The sequence below is a fragment of the Mesorhizobium shangrilense genome (assembly GCF_040537815.1).
GTDB lineage: Bacteria > Pseudomonadota > Alphaproteobacteria > Rhizobiales > Rhizobiaceae > Mesorhizobium > Mesorhizobium shangrilense.
In genome coordinates, this window is sequence record NZ_JBEWSZ010000009.1 from 92,137 (window position 1) to 112,298 (window position 20,162).

General features: G+C 64.8%; 20 protein-coding genes. 13 read left to right on the forward strand and 7 right to left on the reverse strand.

The window, feature by feature from the left end; genetic code table 11:
* Positions 1-184: 184 nt before the first annotated feature.
* From ABVQ20_RS36230 to ABVQ20_RS36260, 7 genes are all read left to right on the forward strand, one after another.
* Positions 185-2,599, forward strand: coding sequence for a glucan 1,4-alpha-glucosidase (locus ABVQ20_RS36230; RefSeq protein ID WP_354464621.1), 2,415 nt, complete (start codon positions 185-187; stop codon positions 2,597-2,599).
* Between the two features lie 40 nt (positions 2,600-2,639).
* Complete coding sequence (gene gnd, locus ABVQ20_RS36235) at positions 2,640-3,656, forward strand: phosphogluconate dehydrogenase (NAD(+)-dependent, decarboxylating) (protein WP_354464622.1); 1,017 nt, start codon at positions 2,640-2,642, stop codon at positions 3,654-3,656.
* A 22-nt stretch (positions 3,657-3,678) separates the two neighbouring features.
* Complete coding sequence (gene zwf, locus ABVQ20_RS36240) at positions 3,679-5,055, forward strand: glucose-6-phosphate dehydrogenase (protein WP_354464623.1); 1,377 nt, start codon at positions 3,679-3,681, stop codon at positions 5,053-5,055.
* A gap of 20 nt (positions 5,056-5,075) precedes the next feature.
* Positions 5,076-5,777 carry an ROK family protein gene (locus ABVQ20_RS36245; protein ID WP_354464624.1) on the forward strand — a complete coding sequence of 234 codons (702 nt, stop codon included), beginning with the start codon at positions 5,076-5,078 and terminating at the stop codon, positions 5,775-5,777.
* 114 nt (positions 5,778-5,891) lie between these two features.
* Positions 5,892-6,359: a Ros/MucR family transcriptional regulator gene (locus ABVQ20_RS36250; protein WP_354464625.1), complete on the forward strand. Its 468-nt coding sequence runs from the start codon at positions 5,892-5,894 to the stop codon at positions 6,357-6,359.
* A gap of 133 nt (positions 6,360-6,492) precedes the next feature.
* A complete protein-coding gene (locus tag ABVQ20_RS36255) occupies positions 6,493-7,593 on the forward strand; it encodes an aminotransferase class I/II-fold pyridoxal phosphate-dependent enzyme (protein WP_354464626.1) in 1,101 nt (366 codons plus the stop codon).
* A gap of 154 nt (positions 7,594-7,747) precedes the next feature.
* Positions 7,748-8,986 carry an MFS transporter gene (locus ABVQ20_RS36260; protein ID WP_354464627.1) on the forward strand — a complete coding sequence of 413 codons (1,239 nt, stop codon included), beginning with the start codon at positions 7,748-7,750 and terminating at the stop codon, positions 8,984-8,986.
* Between the two features lie 3 nt (positions 8,987-8,989).
* On the opposite strand, the gene ABVQ20_RS36265 is transcribed toward ABVQ20_RS36260, so the two are convergent.
* The 6 genes from ABVQ20_RS36265 to hemC form a co-directional block, all read right to left on the reverse strand.
* On the reverse strand, positions 8,990-9,703 hold the full coding sequence (locus ABVQ20_RS36265; protein WP_354464628.1) for a glutamine amidotransferase: 714 nt from the start codon (positions 9,701-9,703) through the stop codon (positions 8,990-8,992).
* 17 nt (positions 9,704-9,720) lie between these two features.
* Positions 9,721-10,200 (reverse strand): tellurite resistance TerB family protein, encoded by a 480-nt coding sequence (locus ABVQ20_RS36270; protein ID WP_354464629.1) that lies wholly within the window; start codon positions 10,198-10,200, stop codon positions 9,721-9,723.
* Between the two features lie 46 nt (positions 10,201-10,246).
* Positions 10,247-11,845, reverse strand: coding sequence for a heme biosynthesis protein HemY (locus ABVQ20_RS36275; RefSeq protein WP_354464630.1), 1,599 nt, complete (start codon positions 11,843-11,845; stop codon positions 10,247-10,249).
* Between the two features lie 10 nt (positions 11,846-11,855).
* Complete coding sequence (locus ABVQ20_RS36280; RefSeq protein ID WP_354464631.1) at positions 11,856-13,322, reverse strand: COG4223 family protein; 1,467 nt, start codon at positions 13,320-13,322, stop codon at positions 11,856-11,858.
* A gap of 90 nt (positions 13,323-13,412) precedes the next feature.
* Positions 13,413-14,129, reverse strand: coding sequence for a uroporphyrinogen-III synthase (locus ABVQ20_RS36285; protein WP_354464632.1), 717 nt, complete (start codon positions 14,127-14,129; stop codon positions 13,413-13,415).
* Positions 14,130-14,131: 2 nt separating this feature from the next.
* Positions 14,132-15,058, reverse strand: a complete 927-nt coding sequence (gene hemC, locus ABVQ20_RS36290) for a hydroxymethylbilane synthase (RefSeq protein WP_354464633.1) — start codon at positions 15,056-15,058, stop codon at positions 14,132-14,134.
* Positions 15,059-15,159: 101 nt separating this feature from the next.
* On the opposite strand from hemC, the gene tsaD reads away from it, so the two are divergent.
* The 6 genes from tsaD to ABVQ20_RS36320 all read left to right on the forward strand — a co-directional run bounded on the left by tsaD (position 15,160) and on the right by ABVQ20_RS36320 (position 19,230).
* The gene (gene tsaD, locus ABVQ20_RS36295) at positions 15,160-16,245 is read left to right on the forward strand and encodes a tRNA (adenosine(37)-N6)-threonylcarbamoyltransferase complex transferase subunit TsaD (RefSeq protein ID WP_354464672.1); all 1,086 of its coding nucleotides are present in this window, start codon (positions 15,160-15,162) and stop codon (positions 16,243-16,245) included.
* Positions 16,242-17,243, forward strand: a complete 1,002-nt coding sequence (locus tag ABVQ20_RS36300; protein ID WP_354464634.1) for an NAD(P)H-dependent glycerol-3-phosphate dehydrogenase — start codon at positions 16,242-16,244, stop codon at positions 17,241-17,243. The genes tsaD and ABVQ20_RS36300 overlap by 4 nt, the downstream gene beginning before the upstream one ends.
* Before the next feature lie 61 nt (positions 17,244-17,304).
* Positions 17,305-17,595: a YciI-like protein gene (locus tag ABVQ20_RS36305; RefSeq protein ID WP_354464635.1), complete on the forward strand. Its 291-nt coding sequence runs from the start codon at positions 17,305-17,307 to the stop codon at positions 17,593-17,595.
* Positions 17,596-17,680: 85 nt separating this feature from the next.
* Positions 17,681-18,106 carry an EVE domain-containing protein gene (locus ABVQ20_RS36310; protein ID WP_354464636.1) on the forward strand — a complete coding sequence of 142 codons (426 nt, stop codon included), beginning with the start codon at positions 17,681-17,683 and terminating at the stop codon, positions 18,104-18,106.
* Positions 18,061-18,759: a class I SAM-dependent methyltransferase gene (locus ABVQ20_RS36315; protein WP_354464637.1), complete on the forward strand. Its 699-nt coding sequence runs from the start codon at positions 18,061-18,063 to the stop codon at positions 18,757-18,759. Before ABVQ20_RS36310 ends, ABVQ20_RS36315 begins: the two co-directional genes overlap by 46 nt.
* 51 nt (positions 18,760-18,810) lie before the next feature.
* Complete coding sequence (locus tag ABVQ20_RS36320; RefSeq protein ID WP_354464638.1) at positions 18,811-19,230, forward strand: DUF1761 domain-containing protein; 420 nt, start codon at positions 18,811-18,813, stop codon at positions 19,228-19,230.
* Here ABVQ20_RS36320 and gcvA read toward each other — a convergent pair whose 3' ends face one another.
* Complete coding sequence (gene gcvA / locus ABVQ20_RS36325) at positions 19,231-20,151, reverse strand: transcriptional regulator GcvA (RefSeq protein ID WP_354464639.1); 921 nt, start codon at positions 20,149-20,151, stop codon at positions 19,231-19,233.
* Positions 20,152-20,162: the final 11 nt, after the last annotated feature.

The following is a 20,162-nucleotide window of genomic DNA, read 5'->3' on the forward strand; positions in this document are numbered from 1 at the left end:
TTGGTGGCTGACTTTTTTGGTGGCTGATGCGGTTGCGTCCCTGTTTTTTATCTATTGTCAGACAAATGCAGATGATCACGCTTGTCAACTGCGATCGGCGACAGTTTGACGATCAACTTGCGGTGCGACGATTGAAAAGACTTCGCGTACTGGTCTAGGGATGGCGCAGGAGACCGAAATCAAGATGGCAGAAACGCCAACCGTTGCTCTGGGCGCCCCGGGAATTCCGGCGCGTTGGACGTCAAGCGCCAAGAGCGGCGTCGGAACGGCGTTTTCGCCGGCCGGCCGTGTCTGGTTCACGATCAGCCATGGCATCCTCAACGAGATCTACTATCCGCGCGTCGACAGCGCCTGCACCCGCGACATGGGGCTGCTTGTGACCGGCCCCGGCGGATATTTCTCCGAAGAAAAACGCGACGCCGAGCACAAGATCGAACCCTTCGAGGACGGCGTCCCCGCCTACAGGCTGGTCAACACCGCTGCCGATGGCAACTACCGGATCGAAAAGCGCATCCTCACCGACCCGGCGCGCCCCGTGCTGCTGCAGGAGATCGAGTTCACGCCGCTCAAGGGCGACGCCGGCGACTACCGCGTCTACGCGCTGCTGGCGCCCCATTTGGTCAATGCCGGCATGGGCAACACGGCCTGGGTCGCCGAGCACAAGGGCCAGCCGATGCTGTTCGCATCGGGGCGCGGTACGTGCCTGGCGCTTGCTTCCTCCTTGCCCTGGGGGGAATGCTCGGCGGGCTATGTCGGTGTCTCCGACGGCTGGCAGCAACTCCAGCATGCGGGCCGGCTCGATCCGGCTTCGCCACGGGCCGAAGACGGCAATGTGGCGCTGACCGGCGAGATCGGCTTTTCCGCAGGGAAGACCAAGGCCGTGCTGGCTTTGGGTTTTGGCGCGACGCCCGAGGACGCCGCCGACAATGCCCTGGCCAGCTTGAAGCGGGGCTTTCCAGCTGTGGCGAAATCCTATGTCGAACAGTGGCGCAAATGGCAGAAAAGCCTGCTGCCGCTCGACCGGCACGCGGCATCGGGAATCAATGCCTACCGCGTCAGCACCGCGGTCCTGGCGACGCACCGGTCATCGGCAAAACCCGGCGCGACCGTCGCCAGCCTGTCGATTCCCTGGGGCTTCAACAAGGGCGACGACGATCTCGGCGGCTACCATCTGGTCTGGCCGCGCGATCTGGTCGAAACCGCTGGTGGCTTCATGGCCGCGGGCGACCTCGACGAAGCGCTGCAGATCCTCGCCTATCTTCGCACCATCCAGGAGGCCGACGGCCATTGGCCGCAAAATGTCTGGCTGGACGGAACCGCCTACTGGCCGGGCATCCAGATGGATGAATGCGCCTTCCCGTTGCTGCTCGCCGACGCGCTGCGCCGCGCCGGCCATCTGCCTCGAGCCAAATTGCTCACCTTCATGCCGATGATCGAGAACGCGGCGTCCTACATCGTCAAGAACGGTCCCGTAACGGGTGAAGACCGCTGGGAAGAGGATGCCGGCTACAGCCCTTTCGCACTGGCTGTCGAGATCGCCGCGCTCCTTGCCGCAGCCGACATGTTCGACGTGTGCGGCAAATCAGAGCCGGCAAACTATCTGCGTGAAACCGCCGACAGCTGGAACGACCAAATCGAGCGCTGGACCTACGTGACCGGCACTGCCCTCTGTGCCGAAGTCGGCGTCTCCGGCTATTATGTCCGCATCGCACCGCCCGACACGGCCGACGCCGCCTCGCCGAAGGACGGCTTTGTGCCGATCAAGAACCGGCCGCCCGGCGACGCCGACCGGCCGGCCGAAGCCATCGTCAGCCCGGACGCGCTGGCGCTCGTCCGCTTTGGCCTGAGGGCCGCCGACGATCCGCGCATCATCGATACCGTCAAGGTCATCGATGCGCGGTTGCGCCGCGACCTGCCGCAAGGGCCGCTCTGGTACCGTTATACCGATGACGGCTATGGCGAACATGAGGACGGCGCCCCTTTCGACGGAACCGGCAAGGGCCGGCCTTGGCCGCTGCTGGCCGGCGAACGCGCTCACTACGAACTGGCTGCGGGCAACAAGGCCAGGGCGGAAAGCCTGCTCAAGACGCTGGAGGCTTCAGCTGAGCCCGGCGGCCTGCTGCCGGAACAGAGCTGGGATGGCCCCGACATGCCGGAGCGTGAATTGCGATTGGGCGGACCGACGGGCAGCGCCATGCCGCTGGTATGGGCGCATTCCGAGCATATCAAGCTCTTGCGCTCGCTGCGCGACGGCGCCGTCTTCGACATGCCGCCGCAAGGCGTGAAGCGCTACATCGAGGACAAGACCGTGTCACCGCTACGGACGTGGCGGTTCAACAACAAGCTGCGCACGATCCCATCCGGCAAGCTGCTGCGCATCGAACTGCCGGCCCGGGCCGTGATCCACTGGAGCATCGATGGCTGGGCGACCTCGACCGACAGCAACACGGCCGGGAATGCCTTCGGCATCCATCTGGCGGACCTGCCGGTAGCCTCGACGCCGTCCGGAACAACCCTCGCCTTCACTTTTCACTGGCTCGATGCCGGCTGTTGGGAGAATGTCGACTTCTCCGTCGTTATCGAAGACCAGAATCCCTAGGACATCCTTAGATCCTCCCTCAAGAAACCAGGACGAGAACATGCAGATCGGAATGATGGGACTTGGCAGGATGGGCGCCAACATGGTTCGGCGCCTGATGCGTGCCGGCCACGAATGCGTCGTCTACGACATCAACACCGCCAGCGTCGCCGCGCTGGTCAAGGATGGTGCGTCCGGCGCGGCTTCGATGGAGGAATTCATCGGCAAGCTCGCCAAGCCGCGCTGCCTCTGGCTGATGCTGCCGGCCGCGATCACCGGCAAGGTTGTCGATCAGGCGGCCGGGTTGATGGAGCCCGGCGACATCATCATCGACGGCGGCAATTCCTACTATCATGACGATGTCGACCGGGCCGCGAAGCTCCAGTCGAAAGGTCTGAACTATGTCGATGTCGGCACCAGCGGCGGCGTCTGGGGCCTCGATCGCGGTTATTGCCTGATGATCGGCGGACCGGACGGCGCGGTCCAGCATCTCGATTCGATCTTCGCCACGCTGGCGCCGGGCGCCGATGCTGGCGCGCCCGCTCCCGACAAGGCCGCCGGCACGGCCCCCTTCGGCTACCTGCATTGCGGTCCGAGCGGCGCCGGCCACTTCGTCAAGATGATCCACAACGGCATCGAATACGGTGTCATGGCGGCCTATGCCGAGGGCATGAACATCCTCAAGGCCGGCAATTCCGGCAAGGTGAAGCGCGAAGCGGATGCCGAGACCAGTCCGCTGCAGAACCCGGAATACTACCAGTTCGATATCGACCTTCCCCAGGTGGCCGAAGTCTGGCGGCATGGCAGCGTCATCGGCTCCTGGCTGCTCGATCTGACGGCCGGCGCGCTCAAATCCGATCCGTCGCTGGCGAATTTCGGCGGCCGGGTCTCGGATTCCGGCGAAGGACGCTGGACGCTGAAGGCGGCGATCGACACCGGCGTGCCGGCTCCGGTGCTGTCCTCGGCCCTGTTCGACAGGTTCTCCTCGCAGGGCGAATCCGAATTCGCCGACAAGCTGCTCTCGGCCATGCGCTACGCCTTCGGCGGCCATCTCGAAAAGCCCAAGGCCGGCTCGTGACGGCGGACAGGGAGACACGCTCATGAGCCAGGAACGTTCCGACACGCTGGTGCTCTTTGGAGCGACCGGCGATCTCGCCCACAAGAAGATCTTCCCCGCGCTGTACGCCATGGTCGCCAAGGGAACCCTCACCGAGCCGGTGATCGGCGTTGCCTTCGACCCGTGGGACGTGAAGCAGTTGCAGGCCCGCGCCCGCGACGGCATCGTCAATGCGCTTGGCGGTATCGACGAGAAGGTCTTCGCCAAGCTCGCTTCCCTGCTTCGCTACGTCAGTGGCGACTACAAGGATCCCGGCACGTTCGAGAAGCTGAAGAGCGCGCTCGGGACCGCGCAGCGGCCGCTGCACTACATGGCGGTGCCGCCGAACATGTTCGAGATGGTCGTCCAGGGGCTGGAGCAATCGGGCACGGCGCACGGCGCGCGTCTGATGGTGGAAAAGCCCTTCGGCCACGATTTGCAATCGGCGCGCTGGCTGAACCGCGTCCTGCATCTGGTGTTCGACGAACAGTCGATCTTCCGCATCGACCATTATCTCGGCAAGGAGGCGATCCAGAACCTGCTCTATTTCCGCTTCGCCAATTCCTTCCTCGAGCCGATCTGGAACCGCAACTTCGTCGAAAGCGTGCAGATCACCATGGCCGAGGATTTCGGCGTCGAGGGACGCGGCCGCTTCTATGACGAGGTCGGCTGTATCCGCGACGTCATCGAGAACCACCTGCTCAACATCCTCCTGCTGCTCGCCATGGAGCCGCCGGTCGGCCGCTCCGCCGACGACCTGATCGACGAGAAGGTGCAGGTGCTCCGGGCGATCCGCACGCTGACCAAGGACGATGTCGTGCGCGGCCAGTTCAAGGGCTACCTCCAGGAACCCGGCGTCGCGCCGAATTCGCCGGTCGAGACCTTCGCGGCGGTGCGTTTCTTCGTCGACACATGGCGGTGGCAGGACGTGCCGTTCTTCATCCGCGCCGGCAAGAACATGCCGGTGCACGTCACCGAAGTGGTGGTGCGGTTGAAGCGGCCGCCGCTGGACGTCTTCGATCCGATCAAGCCCGCCGACCAGAACTATGTCCGCTTCCGCATCGACCCGCAGGTGATGATCGCCATCGGCGCGCAGCGCAAGGCGCCCGGCGACGACATGATTGGTGAACAGGTCGAACTGACAGCGCTGGATAGCAGCAAGAGCGACATGCCGCCCTATGAACGGCTGATCGGCGACGCCATGAACGGCAACGGCCAGCTGTTCACCCGCCAGGACGCGGCCGAACTTGCCTGGCGCATCGTCGGGCCGGTGCTTGGCGACGCCACCCCGCCGCATCTTTACGAGCCGAAAACGTGGGGCCCGGCGGTCGCCATGGCCGGGTTCGGACCACCCAATGGCTGGATCGATCCGGCAAAATAGTCTTTCGGAGGGGAGAAACCATGAAAAGTCCGGCAAAGACCGCGTCAACCGACGGGAGGATCGTGCTCTCGATCGATATCGGCGGATCGCACGTCAAGATCCTCACCAGCGCCGGCGGCGAGGAGCGCCGGGCCGACTCCGGGCCCGGCCTCACGCCCAGGCAGATGATCGATGCGGTGAAGCAGCTCGCCGAAGGCCTGCCATACGACGTCATCTCCATGGGCTATCCCGGCCCTGTCCGCGACAACAAACCGTTGAAGGACCCCTTCAATCTCGGCAAGGGTTGGGCCGGCTACGATTTCGCCGCGCAGTTCGGCAAGCCGGTGAAGGTCGTCAATGACGCCATGATGCAGGCCATCGGCAGCTATGAGGGCGGGCGCATGCTGTTCCTGGGACTAGGGACGGGCCTCGGCGCCGCGATGGTCCTGGTCAATGTCGCCCAGCCGATGGAGCTCGCGCATCTTCCCTACAGGAAGGGCGGCAGCTTCGAAGATTACATTGGCGAACGCGGGCTTGAAAAACGCGGCAAGAAGAAATGGCGCAAACATGTTTTCGACATAGTGGACAGGCTTCGCGCGGCCTTGCAGCCGGACTATGTGGTCATCGGCGGCGGTAATGTCGATAAGCTCGACGTACTACCTCCTGATTGCAGGCGCGGTGATAACACACGCGCCTTCGAAGGCGGATTTCGACTGTGGCGCGACAACGCGCCGGTCGTCTGATATTATTACGGATTAGTATAGTTGTTCAAAATTGCGTGTGTTGCAGCACTAATCATTGCGTTGCCCAGATTTGCCGACTAGGAATCCGCCTGCCCCCTGGACGGAGAAAATAGTTTGGCCGACGATAGCAACAACGCTCGCAAAGATATCGACCTTCTCGAGCTGACCGCCCATATCGTGTCCGCCTATGTCGAGAAGAACCGCTTGCCCGCCTCCGGCCTGGGTGAACTTATCGCCAGCGTCAGCGCTTCGATAACCGGGCTTGGAAAGCCGGTGGAACCGGCGCCGGTGCCGCTGGTACCCGCCGTCAATCCCAAGCGATCGGTAACGCCGGACTACATCGTCTGCCTGGAAGACGGCAAGAAGTTCAAATCCCTGAAGCGCCATCTGGGCGTTCATTTCGGACTGACGCCGGACGCCTATCGCGCCAAGTGGGGCTTGCCTTCCGACTATCCCATGGTCGCTCCCAACTATGCCGCGTCGCGCTCGGAACTGGCGAAGTCGATCGGCCTCGGCCGCAAGATCGAGCCGGTAGTACCGCCCGCCAAGGCGAAGGCACGCAAGGCCAAGGTTCCGGCCTGAGCGACACACTAGGTCGACAGACATCTGCTTTTCTTGCTGGCCCGATGCATCGCATCGGGCCAGCTCTATCTTTTGCTTGCATCGCCCCATACAGAACTGACTTCAATCCAGAACAGCTCCGGGGGGCGCGATCATGAACTACACCAGGATGGTGATCGAGAAAGAGGCACCTGAGGAATACGGCTACGACCGCATCCGCTACAACCTCTCCGAAAGCTCCATCGCCGACCAGAAGCTCTCCGACATTGGCCTGTCGCTGCCCGATCTCACGCTTTTCTATGGCGAGCACCGTGGCGACAAGGAGTTGCGGGCGCTGATCGCCGCGCAGGACGAGACAATCTCGCCCGATGATGTGCTGGTCACCGCGGGTGCCGCGGGTGCGCTGTTCATCATCTCGACTTCGCTGTTGTCAGAGCGCGACCACCTTGTTGTCATCAGGCCCAACTATGCCACCAACATCGAGACGCCCCGCGCGATCGGCTGCGCCATCAGCTATGTCGATCTGGCTTTCGAAGACGGTTTCGCGGTCGATGTCAGCCGTGTCGCGGCGGCGATGCAGCCGGACACCAAGCTGATCAGCGTCACCTGCCCGCACAATCCGACCGGCACGATGATGGACCGGGCCGACCTCGATGCGCTGGTGGCGCTCGCTGAAAGCCGCCAATGCCATTTGTTGGTCGACGAGACCTATCGCGATCTTTCCTATGGAAGGCGGCTGCCATCGGCCGCGTCGCTGAGCACACGGGCGATCAGCGTGTCGTCACTGTCCAAGGCGTTCGGCATTCCCGGTATCCGCATCGGCTGGCTGGTCACCCGCGACGAGACGCTTCAGGAACGGTTCCTGGCCGCAAAGGAGCAGATCGGCATCTGCGGCAGTGTCATCGACGAGGGCATCGCACGCGGCATGCTCGAACGCCGCGACAGCTTCCTGGGGACGCTGCTGCCCCAAATGGCCGGGCGACGCGACATCGTCCAGGCCTGGATCGACCGCGAGCCGCTGGTCGACTGGGTGCGGCCCGAAGGCGGCGTTGTCGGTTTCCCCCGCCTGAACGTCGATCCCGGCTTCGACCTTGACCGGTTCTACACGAACCTCCTGGAAAACCATGGCACCTATGTCGGACCTGGTCACTGGTTCGAAATGTCCAAGCGTTTTTTCCGCGTCGGCTTCGGCTGGCCGACGGAAGCCGAATTGCAGGGTGGTCTTGACGCTATCTCCGCCGCGCTGCGCCAGTAAATTCGCCATGCGGCCGGCCAGGCGAGCCGAAAATTCCTGATCCGGCGCTGATTTTGGCACACACCGCGCCGCGAACTTTGCTAAAGTTTCCCTGGCCGGAACAGCACCCATCCGGGAAGTGCCCCGCCGGCCATCGCAACGGGGCCTGCATTTCGTGACATCAGAATCAGTATCGCCGGACCAGCGCTACGCCGCCTTCCGGCACAGGGCATTCCTGAGCTATTGGGCGGCGCGTTTCCTCACCACATTCGCCACAATGATCGTGTCCGTCGCGGTCGGCTGGCAGATGTATGACCTGACCCGCGATCCTCTCGATCTTGGCCTGGTCGGTATCGTCCAGTTCCTGCCCTCGCTGTTGCTGGTGCTGGTCACCGGCGTCGTCGCCGACCGCTTCGGCCGCCGCCTGATCATGGCACTGGCGGTGGTGGTGGAGGCAATGTGCGCGCTGGCACTGCTCGCCCTGGCGCTGCATGGCATCAGCGGACCATTGCCGATCTTCGCCGTGCTCGCCATGTTCGGGGTCGCCCGCGCTTTCTTCGGCCCGGCCTCGGCCTCGCTCTTTGCCAATCTCGTGCCGCCTCAGGATTTCGCCAACGCCATCGCCTGGAACTCGTCTGCCTGGCAGACGGCGACCATCGTCGGCCCGGTCGCCGGCGGCCTGCTCTATGGCGTCTCGGCGGAAGTGGCCTACGGCGCGGCCGCTGTCCTGATGCTTGCGGCCGGGTTGCTGATCTTCACCATCCCCAAGCCCTCGCAGCGCACGGAGACCGACAAGCCGACGATGCAGACCCTGTTCGGCGGGTTCAGCTACATATGGAGCGAGAAGATCGTGCTTGGCGCCATCTCGCTCGACCTGTTCGCCGTACTTTTGTCCGGCGCCTCGGCGCTGCTGCCTGTCTACGCGCGCGACATTCTTCAGCTTGGTCCCTGGGGTCTCGGCCTGCTGCGCTCGGCGCCCAGCGTCGGCGCTATCGTGGTGGCGATCTGGCTGGTCGGCCATCCGATCCGCAACCATGCGGGAATGATCATGCTGGGTTCAGCGGCGGCGTTCGGCGCCTTCACCCTGCTGTTCGGTCTGTCGACCATCACCTGGCTGTCGATCCTCGCCCTGGTTTTCCTTGGCGCCACCGACATGTTCAGCGTCTATATCCGCGAGACGCTGATCCAGCTCTGGACGCCGGATCAGGTGCGCGGCCGCGTCAACGCCGTCAACCAGGTCTTCGTCGGCGCCTCCAACGAGCTGGGCGAATTCCGTGCCGGCACGATGGCGGCGCTGATCGGCACGGTTCCGGCTGTCGCGATCGGCGGCGTCGGGGCCATCGTGGTCGCCGGCCTGTGGGCGATGCTGTTCCCACAACTACGCAAGGTGCGCCATCTCAGCGGGCGAGACTGACCCTTATCGCGAGGCCTTGCCGAAGATCAGCTGCAGGAATTCGCCAAGCCAACGCTTGAGGTGCATGTCCCAGATCAGCCGGCCGCCAAGGTGATCGCGGCCGGGCTGGGCACCAGGCAATTCGAAACGTTGCGCGCCGTGCACCACCCAGCGCTGCATCATTGCCCGGGTCAATTCGCCATGAAACTGGATACCCCAGGCATTGTCGCCATAGCGGAAGGCCTGGTTGGGATAGGTTTCGGCGGTTGCGAGAAGCGTCGCCTCTTTCGGAAGCGAGAAGCCTTCACGGTGGAACTGGTAGACCATCTCCGGCCAGTGCATCAGCTTCTTGCCCGCCTCGGTCGCTTTCAGCGGATACCAGCCGATCTCGACCAGACCTTCGTCATGCCCCTCGACCTTGCCGCCGAGATGGTTGACGAGCATCTGCGCCCCCAGGCAGATGCCAAGAAACGGCCGGTTCTCCTTCAGGGGGATATCAAGCCAGGCCGTTTCACGGCGGACAAACTCATCCCCGTCATTGGCGCTCATCGGCCCGCCGAACACCACCGCGCCGGCGTGGCCCTCCAGCGTTTCCGGCAAGCCGTCCCCAAGCGGTGGACGACGGATGTCGAGCTCGAAGCCCGCCTCCAGCAACATGTGGCCAACACGGCCGGGGCTCGAAGTCTCCTGATGCAGGACAACCAGAATTGTTGGTCTCGAACGCGGTGTTGTCGGCAAGCGAACCTCGTCTCGCTCTATTCGTCGCTCGACGTTCCGGTGGCGCCCGGCGCATCCGCGGCGGCCTTGCGGCGCGCCTCGACGCGGTCGCGGCGCTCGACGCCGATCAATTCGGCCACGCGCCAGACAGTGTTGTCTTCCAGCTCATGCAACTCGCCATCGGCATAGACGATCTCCCACATCAGGCCGATGAACGCCTTGCGCGCATCGGCATCGAGGTGGCGTTTCAAAACGCTGGTGAAGGCATAGAGGTCGATCGCCTCATTGTCGGCGCGTTCTCCGGCCGCCGCCAGCGCCTCGAGCTCGGCCCCGCTGATCGAATAACTTTCCGCCAGTACCGCCTTGAACCGCTCCCATTCGACATCCTGGCGCACGCCGTCGGCGCTCATCACATGATAGAGCAGCGCCGAGGCGGCAACGCGCGGATCGTCGGCGCTGGGACGGGCACCGGCACCTATCGGCAATTCCTTCAGAAACGACAGAACGCGTTCGAACATCAAGCACTTCCCATTCGCCCAAACCTGCCTTCAGGATCGGGTCCCATCAAAACAAGCGAAACCGGCGCGGTGACTTTTCCGCCTCGTCGTCCGGATCGACGCCGGGATCGTCGGGCAGACGGGCCAGTTCCTCCGCTGGTTCGACGGCCTCCGCATCGCTCGGCACGGCGGCAAAGGCGGCCGCGGTCACTGGCGTGACGTGATCCCTGTCGGCGGTCTCCGCTTGCCCCACCGTCCCCGCGGAAGAAACAGTTGCATGATCGATCACCTCGGGCGCGCTTTCGGCCGCTGTCGGTGCGGCGATCGCGGGCGCCGACACGTCTCGAATATCCTCGTGGCTGTCGATCAGCTGGCCGAGGCGTTCCATCGGCGCGCGCCATTCGAAAGCGTCGAGCTTGCCGGTGACTGGAGACACCGGCGCCCAGTGTTCGGAGATGACGCCGTCGGTGACCCAGGCCGGATCGCGCGGCGCCCGCACCGCCTTGGACAGGAGCTGCCGTACCTTGCCCTGGTCACCGGTTTCCGCTTCCTCGATATCGGCCAGCAGCAGATAGGCGCCTTCGCGGCGGTCCATCCTGATCGCCGCCTCCACCTCGCGGCGCGCCGTCTTGTAGTCCTGTGCGTCAAATGCCGCGCGCGCCACCGTCAGCGAGGACTCGGCATGATTCTTCTTCAGCTCCTGCAGCTTCTTCGCCCGGTTCAGCCGGTCGAGCACCGCGTCGCCGGGGCGGGCATGGGTATAGAGTTCGGCGATCTCCGGGTGCGGTTCGGCCTTCCAGGCCGTTTCGAGGATCTTGGAGCCCTTGCGCACGTCGTTCTGGCGAAACAGCGCCTTGGCCGCGATGACCGCCGCTGGCGCGAAATCCGGGCGCAGCCTGTTGGCCTCGACGGCCGCGGCCTTGGCCCCGTTTGGATCACTGTCGATCAAGGCGTGCGCCTTGGCGGTGAGCAGCACGGCGCGGCGCCGGTTGGCGGCGTCGCGCTCGATCTGCCGCGTCGACTTCTGCGCGTCGACCAGCTTCAGCGCGCCATCCCAGTCACCGCGCTGGGTCAGCTCTTCCAGCGTCGATTCGGCGGCCCAGGCCAGTTGCGGCGCCATCACCGCCGCACGGCCGGCATAGTGGCGAGCCGCATTGCGGTCGCCGAGGCGCTCAGCCTCGAGATAGAGGCCGCGCAGACCGAGCAGCCGCATTTCGGGATCGTCGAGCATGCTCTCGAATTTTTCGCGGGCGCCCTCATGGTCGCCTTCAAGCAACGAGGCCTGCGCCTCGAGCAGGTGGATAAGCGGTTCCTGGTCGGAGCGGATGAGCTTTGCCGCTTCCTTGGTCTTCTTGCGCGCCAGTGCCCCGTCGCCGGCGCCGGCCGCGATCATGCCGGTCGACAGCGCCTGGTAGCCACGGTCGCGGCGGCGCACCCGGAAGTAGCGCGAGATGGTGTAGGGGCTGTTCCACAGCGACTTGACCAGCCACCAGATGATCATCACCGCCGCGACCACGGCAACGACGGCCACGGCGGCCACCATCAGGCTGACCTGGTACTGATAGCCGTTAAAGGTGATGAGCATGTCGCCGGGCCGGTCGGCCAGCCAGGCAAAGCCCAGCCCAAGCGCGAAGACGACGACGAGGAAGATGAGAATTCGGATCATCGTCAGCTCCTCACGCCTTCATCGCGCCGGCGATCAGCGCCTCGATCTGCGTCTCGACCTCGATGCGTGCCTTCAGTTTGCCGGCAAAATCAGCGCCCGCCGCCTTGGCCGCGTCGGGCAGCGTGCCATACTCGCCGAGCGCCTTGGCATAGTCGCCCTGGGTTACAGCCACTTCCATGCGCGCGACAGTCTGCGGAACGCCGGTGCCTTCGACGGCGCCGACCGGCCTGACCTTGACCAGCGATTCGGCACTGGACATCAGGTTCTGGAAGAAACCGGCATTCTGGTCGACGGGCTTCGCGGCGGCAATCATGGCGTTGGCGGCCGCATCCGCCCCGGCGGCGATCTCGGCCCGGGTCGGCACCCCTTTTTGCGCGTAGCCGCGCAGTGTGGCGAGCTGCGGTGCGTCCGGCGCGATCGCGGCGAAGGTCTCCAGTTCGGCATTGAAGGGCGCGCCACGGTCCAGCGCCGACTTCAGCGCCGAGGCGGCGATGGCAAGCGCGATCTTCGGCTGCGACGCCTGCGCCTCGACCTTGCCGGATAGCTGCGACACCGATTGTTCCAGCGCCGCAAGACGGCCTTGCTGGGCAGTCGCCGTGTCACCGGCGGACTTCACCAGCGCATCGAGCCCCGCGATCTTCTCGTTGAGCGGGCCAAGATCGACCGGCGCCTTGTTGCCGGCCTGGTCAAGTGCCGCGACAGCCGTTTCGACCTGCTTGACCTTGTCGCCCAGCGCCGCAAGGGCTGCGCTGTCGCCCGCATTGCCGGACCCCGCGGCCGATTTCAGCGCCGCGACATCGGCCTTCACCTGGTCCAGGGCCGACGTCAGGCCGCCCACCTTGGCCAAAACGTCTGCGTTGCCGCCAGCCTGCTTGGCCCCCGCGATCTCGGACCTCAGGGCGGAGATCTGACTGTTGACACCATCGAGCGAAACGCCACCGGAACCCGGTGCGCCAAGCACGCCGGCGAACTGCAGGCCACCCGCGCCAACCAGCGCGATGACACCACCGATGATGCCGGCGGCGATGCCGTTGATGCCGCCACGCTTCGGCTGCGTTGCCATGCTCTCGTCCCTCGTGCTGGATCTTGGTGGCGCGGCGGAGGCGGGGCCGGCCTTTGCGGTTGCATCCTCGAAACTGTAGTCGAATGTGCTCGTCCGGTCGGACGGTGCTTCCGATCCGGTCGGATAGGTAGGCTTCGAATCATCGCCGCCTTCGGACGCCGCGGATTTCTGCCCGTCGGACCGCGCGGCAGCGTCGGTATGTTCCCACGGCTCCAGATCGGTCTGGTCGGCATGGACGGGTTCTTCGGGCACTTCCGGCTGCGAACCATCCGCGACCTGGCCAGTCCTGGCATCCTCGACCTGAGCCTTGCCGGCATCCTGGTCGACGATGCGCGAGACGGCGCCGGGTTCGAGTTCGATCGTCACCGGCTCGCGACGGCTTTTCGAATGTCGCATCTTCGGCGTCTTGACCATGCTTGGGCTCCGCAAAACTCGCTTCGGGATGGTTCAAAAAGGGTCTATCACATCACCAAGCGGTGAAAAGGGGCGGTGTGATGACGCGGGTCAACGCCAACCCCGCAAAAGCTCAAGCAAAGCCTCCTCATCGGGTTCCGCCGCGACCCGGATTTTTTCGCTGGCAGCCTCATCGAGAACAGCGGCAATACGTCGAGATAGGGCGAAAACCCGCGTCTTTTCAAAAAGATCATGCAATGCCGGCCGACGGGCCAGGGCCTGCATCGTTGCGGCGGCCTTGGCCGAGTAGAGCAGCACCGCATCGACCGGCAGGCCGGACAGATGTCCGATGACAGCCGCGTCCGAATAGGCCGGCGCAACCGTGTCATAAGTCTCGATCGGGTGGACCCAGACTCCCGCCGCCTTCAGCCGCGCCTCGAATGCCGGGAACCGCACGCGACCGCACAGATAGATGACCGCCTTTCCCGAAAGCCGGTCGGCCAGCATATCGGCCAGCGCCTCGGCATTGCCAGGGCCCTCGTTGACAGTCAGGAATCCAGCCGCGCGCGCGGCCTCCGCCGTTCGCTTGCCGACGGCATGGCACGGCAAGGCCGCCAGCGCGGCGATGATTTCCTTCGGGGCATGGCGGATGGCATTGGCGCTGGTGATGAGAACGGCAATGGCATTCTTCGCAACAAGCCCGGTTTCGACCGGCAGCGCCACCGTCTTGGTCAACGGCAGCAGCACCGGCTGAAAACCCGTCTCCTGCAGTCGCCGTGCCGTGCGGGAAGCGCCGGGTTCCGGTCTCGTCACCAGAACGCGGACCACCGTCAGGCCCAGCCGTCGAAGAAGTCTTCGCCAGCCTTCGCCCGCACCGCGCGCGCTGCTTCATCGCCGATGCGGGCCGCCTCTTCGGGGTGGCCTTCGGCCTTGATCTCATGCGATTGCGTTCCGTCCGGCGATATGATCAGGCCGGCGAAGACAAGCCTGTTGTCCGTGATCACCGCATGGCCGGCGATGGGCGTGCGGCAGGAACCGTCGAGCGCCGCGAGGAAAGCACGTTCGCAGGCCAGCGCCTGCCCGGTCGGCACGTCGTGGATTGCCGTCAGCATCGTTTCCACATCGCGGTCGCCGATGCGGCTTTCAATGCCGATAGCGCCTTGCCCAGGTGCTGGCGGAAAAGTGTCGAGCGGCATCAGGTCGGTTATCACATGCTCGAGCCTGAGCCGCTTCAGCCCGGCATAGGCGAGGATGGTGCCGGCGGCGACACCCTCGTCCAGCTTGCGCAGGCGCGTCTGTACATTGCCGCGAAACATCACCACGTCGAGATCCGGCCGCAGCCGGCGGATCAATGCCTGCCGCCGCAGCGACGACGAGCCGACCTTGGCGCCCTCCGGCAGCTCGGCAATGGCGCGTGCGGCCTTGCCGATAAAGGCGTCGCGAGCGTCCTCGCGTGGCAGGAAGGCGGACAGCTCCAGGCCGTCGGGCAGTTGCGTCGGCATGTCCTTGGACGAGTGCACGGCAATATCGATGCGGCGCTCCAGCAGCGCTTCCTCGATCTCCTTGGTAAACAGGCCCTTGCCGCCGGCTTCCGACAATGGCCGGTCCTGGATGCGGTCGCCGCTGGTTGTGATGACGACGATCTCGAAGGCGTGTTCCGGCATGCCATGCGCGGCCATCAGCCGCGCCTGGGTTTCGCGCGCCTGTGCCAGCGCCAGCGGGCTGCCGCGTGTTCCGATTCTCAAGAATGTTTGCATGGCGCCCGGTCCGTGATAACCCCCCGGCAAGCGAGGTTTTGCTGGGCCTTTCCTAATGAGGAATGGCCGGCGACACAATCATCGAGGACAGCGACCAATTGATCCGCGTTCTGGGTATCGAGACGAGTTGTGACGAGACCGCCGCCAGCGTCGTGACGCTGGACGGCGATGCCGCGCCAGAAATCCTGTCCAACATCGTGCTCAGCCAGATCGAGGAACATGCCGCGTTCGGCGGCGTCGTGCCGGAGATCGCCGCGCGCGCCCATGTCGAGGCGCTGGACGGCATCGTCGCGGCGGCCCTGGCCGATTCGGGCATTGATCTCGCCGATATCGATGCGATCGCCGCAACCGCCGGGCCCGGTCTTGTCGGCGGCCTGATTGTCGGGCTGATGACGGCCAAGGCGATTGCGGCTGCGGCAGACAAGCCGCTGATTGCCATCAACCACCTGGAGGGCCACGCGCTGACGGCACGGCTGACCGACGGGCTGGCCTTCCCCTATCTGCTGCTGCTGGTCTCCGGCGGTCACACGCAGATCGTCGCCGTGCGCGGCGTCGGCGACTACCAGCGCTGGGCGACGACCATCGACGACGCGCTTGGCGAGGCCTTCGACAAGACGGCCAAGATGCTGGGTCTGCCCTATCCGGGCGGACCCAATGTCGAGAAGGCCGCCAAGAGCGGCGACGCCAGGCGTTTCGCCTTCCCCCGCCCGATGAAGGGCTCGGCGCAGCCGGACTTCTCCTTCTCCGGGCTGAAGACCGCCGTGCGCCAGGCGGCGACGGCGATTGCCCCGTTGAGCGATCAGGATGTCGCCGACATCTGCGCCTCGTTCCAGACGGCGGTGGCCGACGCGCTGGGCGACCGCGTCTCAAAGGCGCTGGCACGTTTTCGCGAAACATTCCCTGATGCAAACAATCCGGCTCTCGTCGTTGCTGGCGGCGTTGCCGCCAACCACACCATCAAGGCGACGCTGGAAGCCCTGTGCAGCGAAAGCGGCTTCGCCTTTGTCGCGCCGCCGCTGAAGCTTTGCACCGACAACGCGGCGATGATCGCCTGGGCCGGCATAGAGCGGCTGCGGGCGGGTCTGGCGGATGAGAACGGCCGGGATTTCGTGCCGCGCTCGCGCTGGCCGCTGGACAGTATTTCAGCACCGATGGTGGGCTCTGGCAGACGCGGAGCGAAGGCATGAACCGCCGCGATTCGGTTGGATGGCGCGTTGCTGTCCTGGGCGGTGGCGCCTGGGGCACGGCCCTGGCCCTGGCCATGCTGCATGCCGGTCATTCGGTCCGGCTGTTCGCACGCGACGAGGAAACCGTGGCGTCGATACGCCGCGGCGAGAACCCGCGCTATCTGCCCGGCATCGCCATCGAGCCCGGCATCGAGGCGACAAGCGACGTCAAGACGGCTCTCGATGGTGCGGACTGTGTGCTGGCGGTGACACCGGCGCAGTCGCTGCGCGCGGTGCTGGCTGGCGCGAAGCCTCATATGCCCAAGGGGGTTCCGATCGTTCTTTGCGCCAAGGGCATCGAGCGCGACACCGGCGCGCTGCTTTCGGCCATCGTCGAGGAAATCCTCCCCGAAAATCCAGTCGCCGCCCTGTCGGGCCCAAGCTTTGCCACCGATGTCGCCAAGGGCTTGCCGACGGCGGTGGTGGTCGCCGCCCGCGACAACGGCATGGCCGCGAACCTCGCCGCCCGCTTCTCTGCCCAGAACCTGCGCTGCTATTCGAGCGACGATCTCATTGGTGTCGAGATCGGTGGCGCGCTGAAGAATGTCTTTGCCATTGCCGCCGGCGCGGTCTCCGGCGCCGGGCTTGGCGCCAGCGCCCAGGCGGCGATGGTGACGCGGGGCTTCGTCGAGCTGCGCCGCATCGGCGCTGCCTTCGGCGCCAGGCCTGAAACACTGATGGGGCTTTCCGGCCTCGGCGACCTGATGCTGACCTGCTCGTCGGCACAATCGCGCAACTTTGCCTATGGGCTGGCGCTCGGACAGGGCAAACCGCTGGCTGGCCTGCCGCTGGCCGAAGGCGTGCCGACAGCGGGGATTGCCGCTCGCATCGCCGCCGAGCGCGGCATCGACGCCCCGATCATCGCCGCGGTATCGGCGATACTGGACGGCACCATCACGATAAGCCAAGCTGTGTCGACATTGATGACCCGGCCGCTGAAGACCGAAACCGACGCTTGAAGCATGATCCCGAACCACAGGTTCGGATCTGCTCTGCCTTACACGATGGGAGTTTTAGAGAATGCTGTTTGCTTTGCTGTGCAAGGACAAGCCCGGAAGCCTGCAGGTGCGCCTCGATACGCGGCCCGAGCACGTGGCCTTCCTGGAAGGATTGAACGGCGAAAAGAAGCTCGCCTTTGCCGGTCCGTTCCTTGACGCCGACGGCAAGCCCAACGGCAGTCTCGTCGTTGTCGAGGCTGCCGACATGGCCGCAGCGAAGGCCCTGTCCGCCGCCGATCCCTATGCCAAGGCGGGCCTGTTCGAGAGCGTCGAGATCCGGCCGTGGAACTGGACCTTCAACAAGCCGGCATGACGCCTTGTCAAGCCGGCATGACGCTTTGTTGCGCCGCCTCGGGCGGCAGCCGTGAAGCCCAGAAAATGACGACAGGACGACAAAGATGAATTACTGGCTGTTCAAATCGGAGCCGTTCAAATTCTCCTTCGAGATGCTGAAGGCGAAGGGCAAGGACGGCACGCAATGGGACGGCGTGCGCAATTACGCGGCGCGCAACAACATGAAGGCGATGCAGATCGGCGATCTCGGTTTCTTCTACCATTCCAACGAAGGACTGAACGTCGTCGGTATCGCCGAGGTCTGCGCCCTTGCCCATCACGACACCACCAGTGACGACCCGCGCTGGGAATGCGTCGATATCCGCGCCGTCAAGGATGTGCCTACCCCGGTGACGCTGGAACAGGTCAAGGCCAATCCAAAACTTGCCGAGATGGCGCTGGTCCGCCTCGGCCGGCTTTCCGTGCAGCCGGTGACGCCGGACGAATGGAAGGAAGTCTGCCGCATGGGCGGCCTGACACCCGCTCCGTGACCGTACTCACCCCGATAAGCGCGAAGAAATTCATCCTCGACAACACGGCGCTGATGGCGCCGCCGCATGTGCCGGAAATCCTCCTGCATCTGGCCGACGAGGCCCATGATCTGTGGCAACGCACGGAGGATGAACTGGTTGAGATCGGCCTGCCGCCGCCCTTCTGGGCGTTCGCCTGGGCCGGCGGGCAGGGTCTTGCCCGCTATATCATCGATCATCCCGAGACGGTGCGGGGAAAGCGCGTTCTCGATTTCGCGTCCGGCTCCGGCCTGGTCGCCATTGCCGCCGCCAGGGCCGGCGCTGCCGAGGTGATCGCTTCGGACATCGACCCGTTCTGCGAGACGGCGATCCGCCTGAATGCGCAGGCCAATGCCGTCGGCATCGGATTCAACGGCAAGGACTGCATCGGAACCGATGCCGGCTGGGACGTGATCCTGGCCGGTGATGTCTTCTACGACAAATCCTTCGCCGATCTGCTGATGCCATGGTTTGCGACGCTGAAGACGCGCGGCGCCGAGATCCTCGTTGGCGATCCCGGGCGCTCCTACATGCCGAAGGCAGGGCTGGAACCGCTTGGCGTGTATGAAGTGGCAGTGACGCGGGCGCTGGAGGATTCCCTGGTCAAGCGCACGACCGTCTGGCGCTTTGCTTGACGCCACCGCCGAACAGGCGTTCCATCCCCTGGCATCTGGAGGGGGAAGCTCATGGATTTTTCAGCGGTCAACTGGCTGGCGGTCGTTATCGCCGCCGTCGTGGCGTGGCTGTTCGGCGCCGCCTGGTACGTGGGCCTGAGCAAGCCGTGGCTCAAAGCTGCAAAGCTCGACCCATCGACTATGAAGAAATCGCCGCTGCCCTTCGTCATCAGCTTCATCGCCGAACTTGTCATGGCATGCATCATGGCGCTGGTCGTCGGCGCGATGACCGGCGGCGAACCAACGCTGGTCGCGGGACTTGTCTTCGGTTTCGTGCTCTGGCTGGGGTTCGTCATCACAACGCTCTCCGTCAACCACCGCTATGAGGGATTCGGCTGGGGCCTGACCCTCATCGATGGCGGCCACTGGCTCGGCGTGCTGCTGATCATGGGCGCGGTGATCGGCTGGTTCGGAGCGGCGGCAGCGGCCTGATCAGGTTCGCGTTTTGGCGACTTCCTCGAGAATCCACTCGCGGAAAGCCACGATGCGCGGATCGTTCGCCTCGGTCTTGGGATAGACCAGGAAATAGGCGAACTCCGCCGCGACCTTGATGCCGAGTTGAAAAGGCCGGACGAGACGACCCTCCGAAAGGTCGTTTGCCACCATGGCAAAATCAGCGAGCGCCACGGCATTGCCATCGAGAGCGGCCTGGACAGCATCGGTGGAGGTCCCGAACACGACGGTGCGGCTGTCGTCGAAATCGTCGATGCCGGCCGCGGCCATCCACATGCGCCAGTTCGGCCATGTCACCCCCTGCCGTGCCCATTCGATATGGGCAAGCGTGTGGTGAAAAAGATCGCGTGGCTCGTTGAGCGGCGGACCGGACGCCAGCAGGCTTGGGCTGCACACCGGAATGATGATGTTGTCGAACAGGCGGTGGGCGCAAAGGCCCGGATATTTGCCGGCGCCGAAACGGATGCCGACATCGACATCGTCGAGATCGAAATCCCGCAGCCCGTAGGCGATATCGAACCGCAGCTCGATGCCCGGCTTCTGCTTGCGAAAGTCCTCGACACGCCGCATCAGCCACTTCGCCGCGAACTGCGCGTCCAGCGTTACCTTGAGGAAGGACGTGCCGCGCGTCATCTTGTGCGCCCGCGAGACGGCCCGGCCAAGCAGGTCGAGTGCCTCGGTCGAGGCCTCGAACAGCACCGCGCCGGCCTCCGTCAGCCTGATGGTCCGGCTGGTACGGGTGAACAGCACGATGCCGAGCTGATCCTCGATTTCCTTGATCTGGTGGCTGACGGCGGCGGGCGTCAGGCCGAGCTCGTCGGCGGCGCGGGTGAAATTGAGATGCCTGGCCGCTGCTTCCAGCGTCCGCAGGGCACGCGTTCCCGGCAGCAGGCGGGCCATCAGGGCTGACC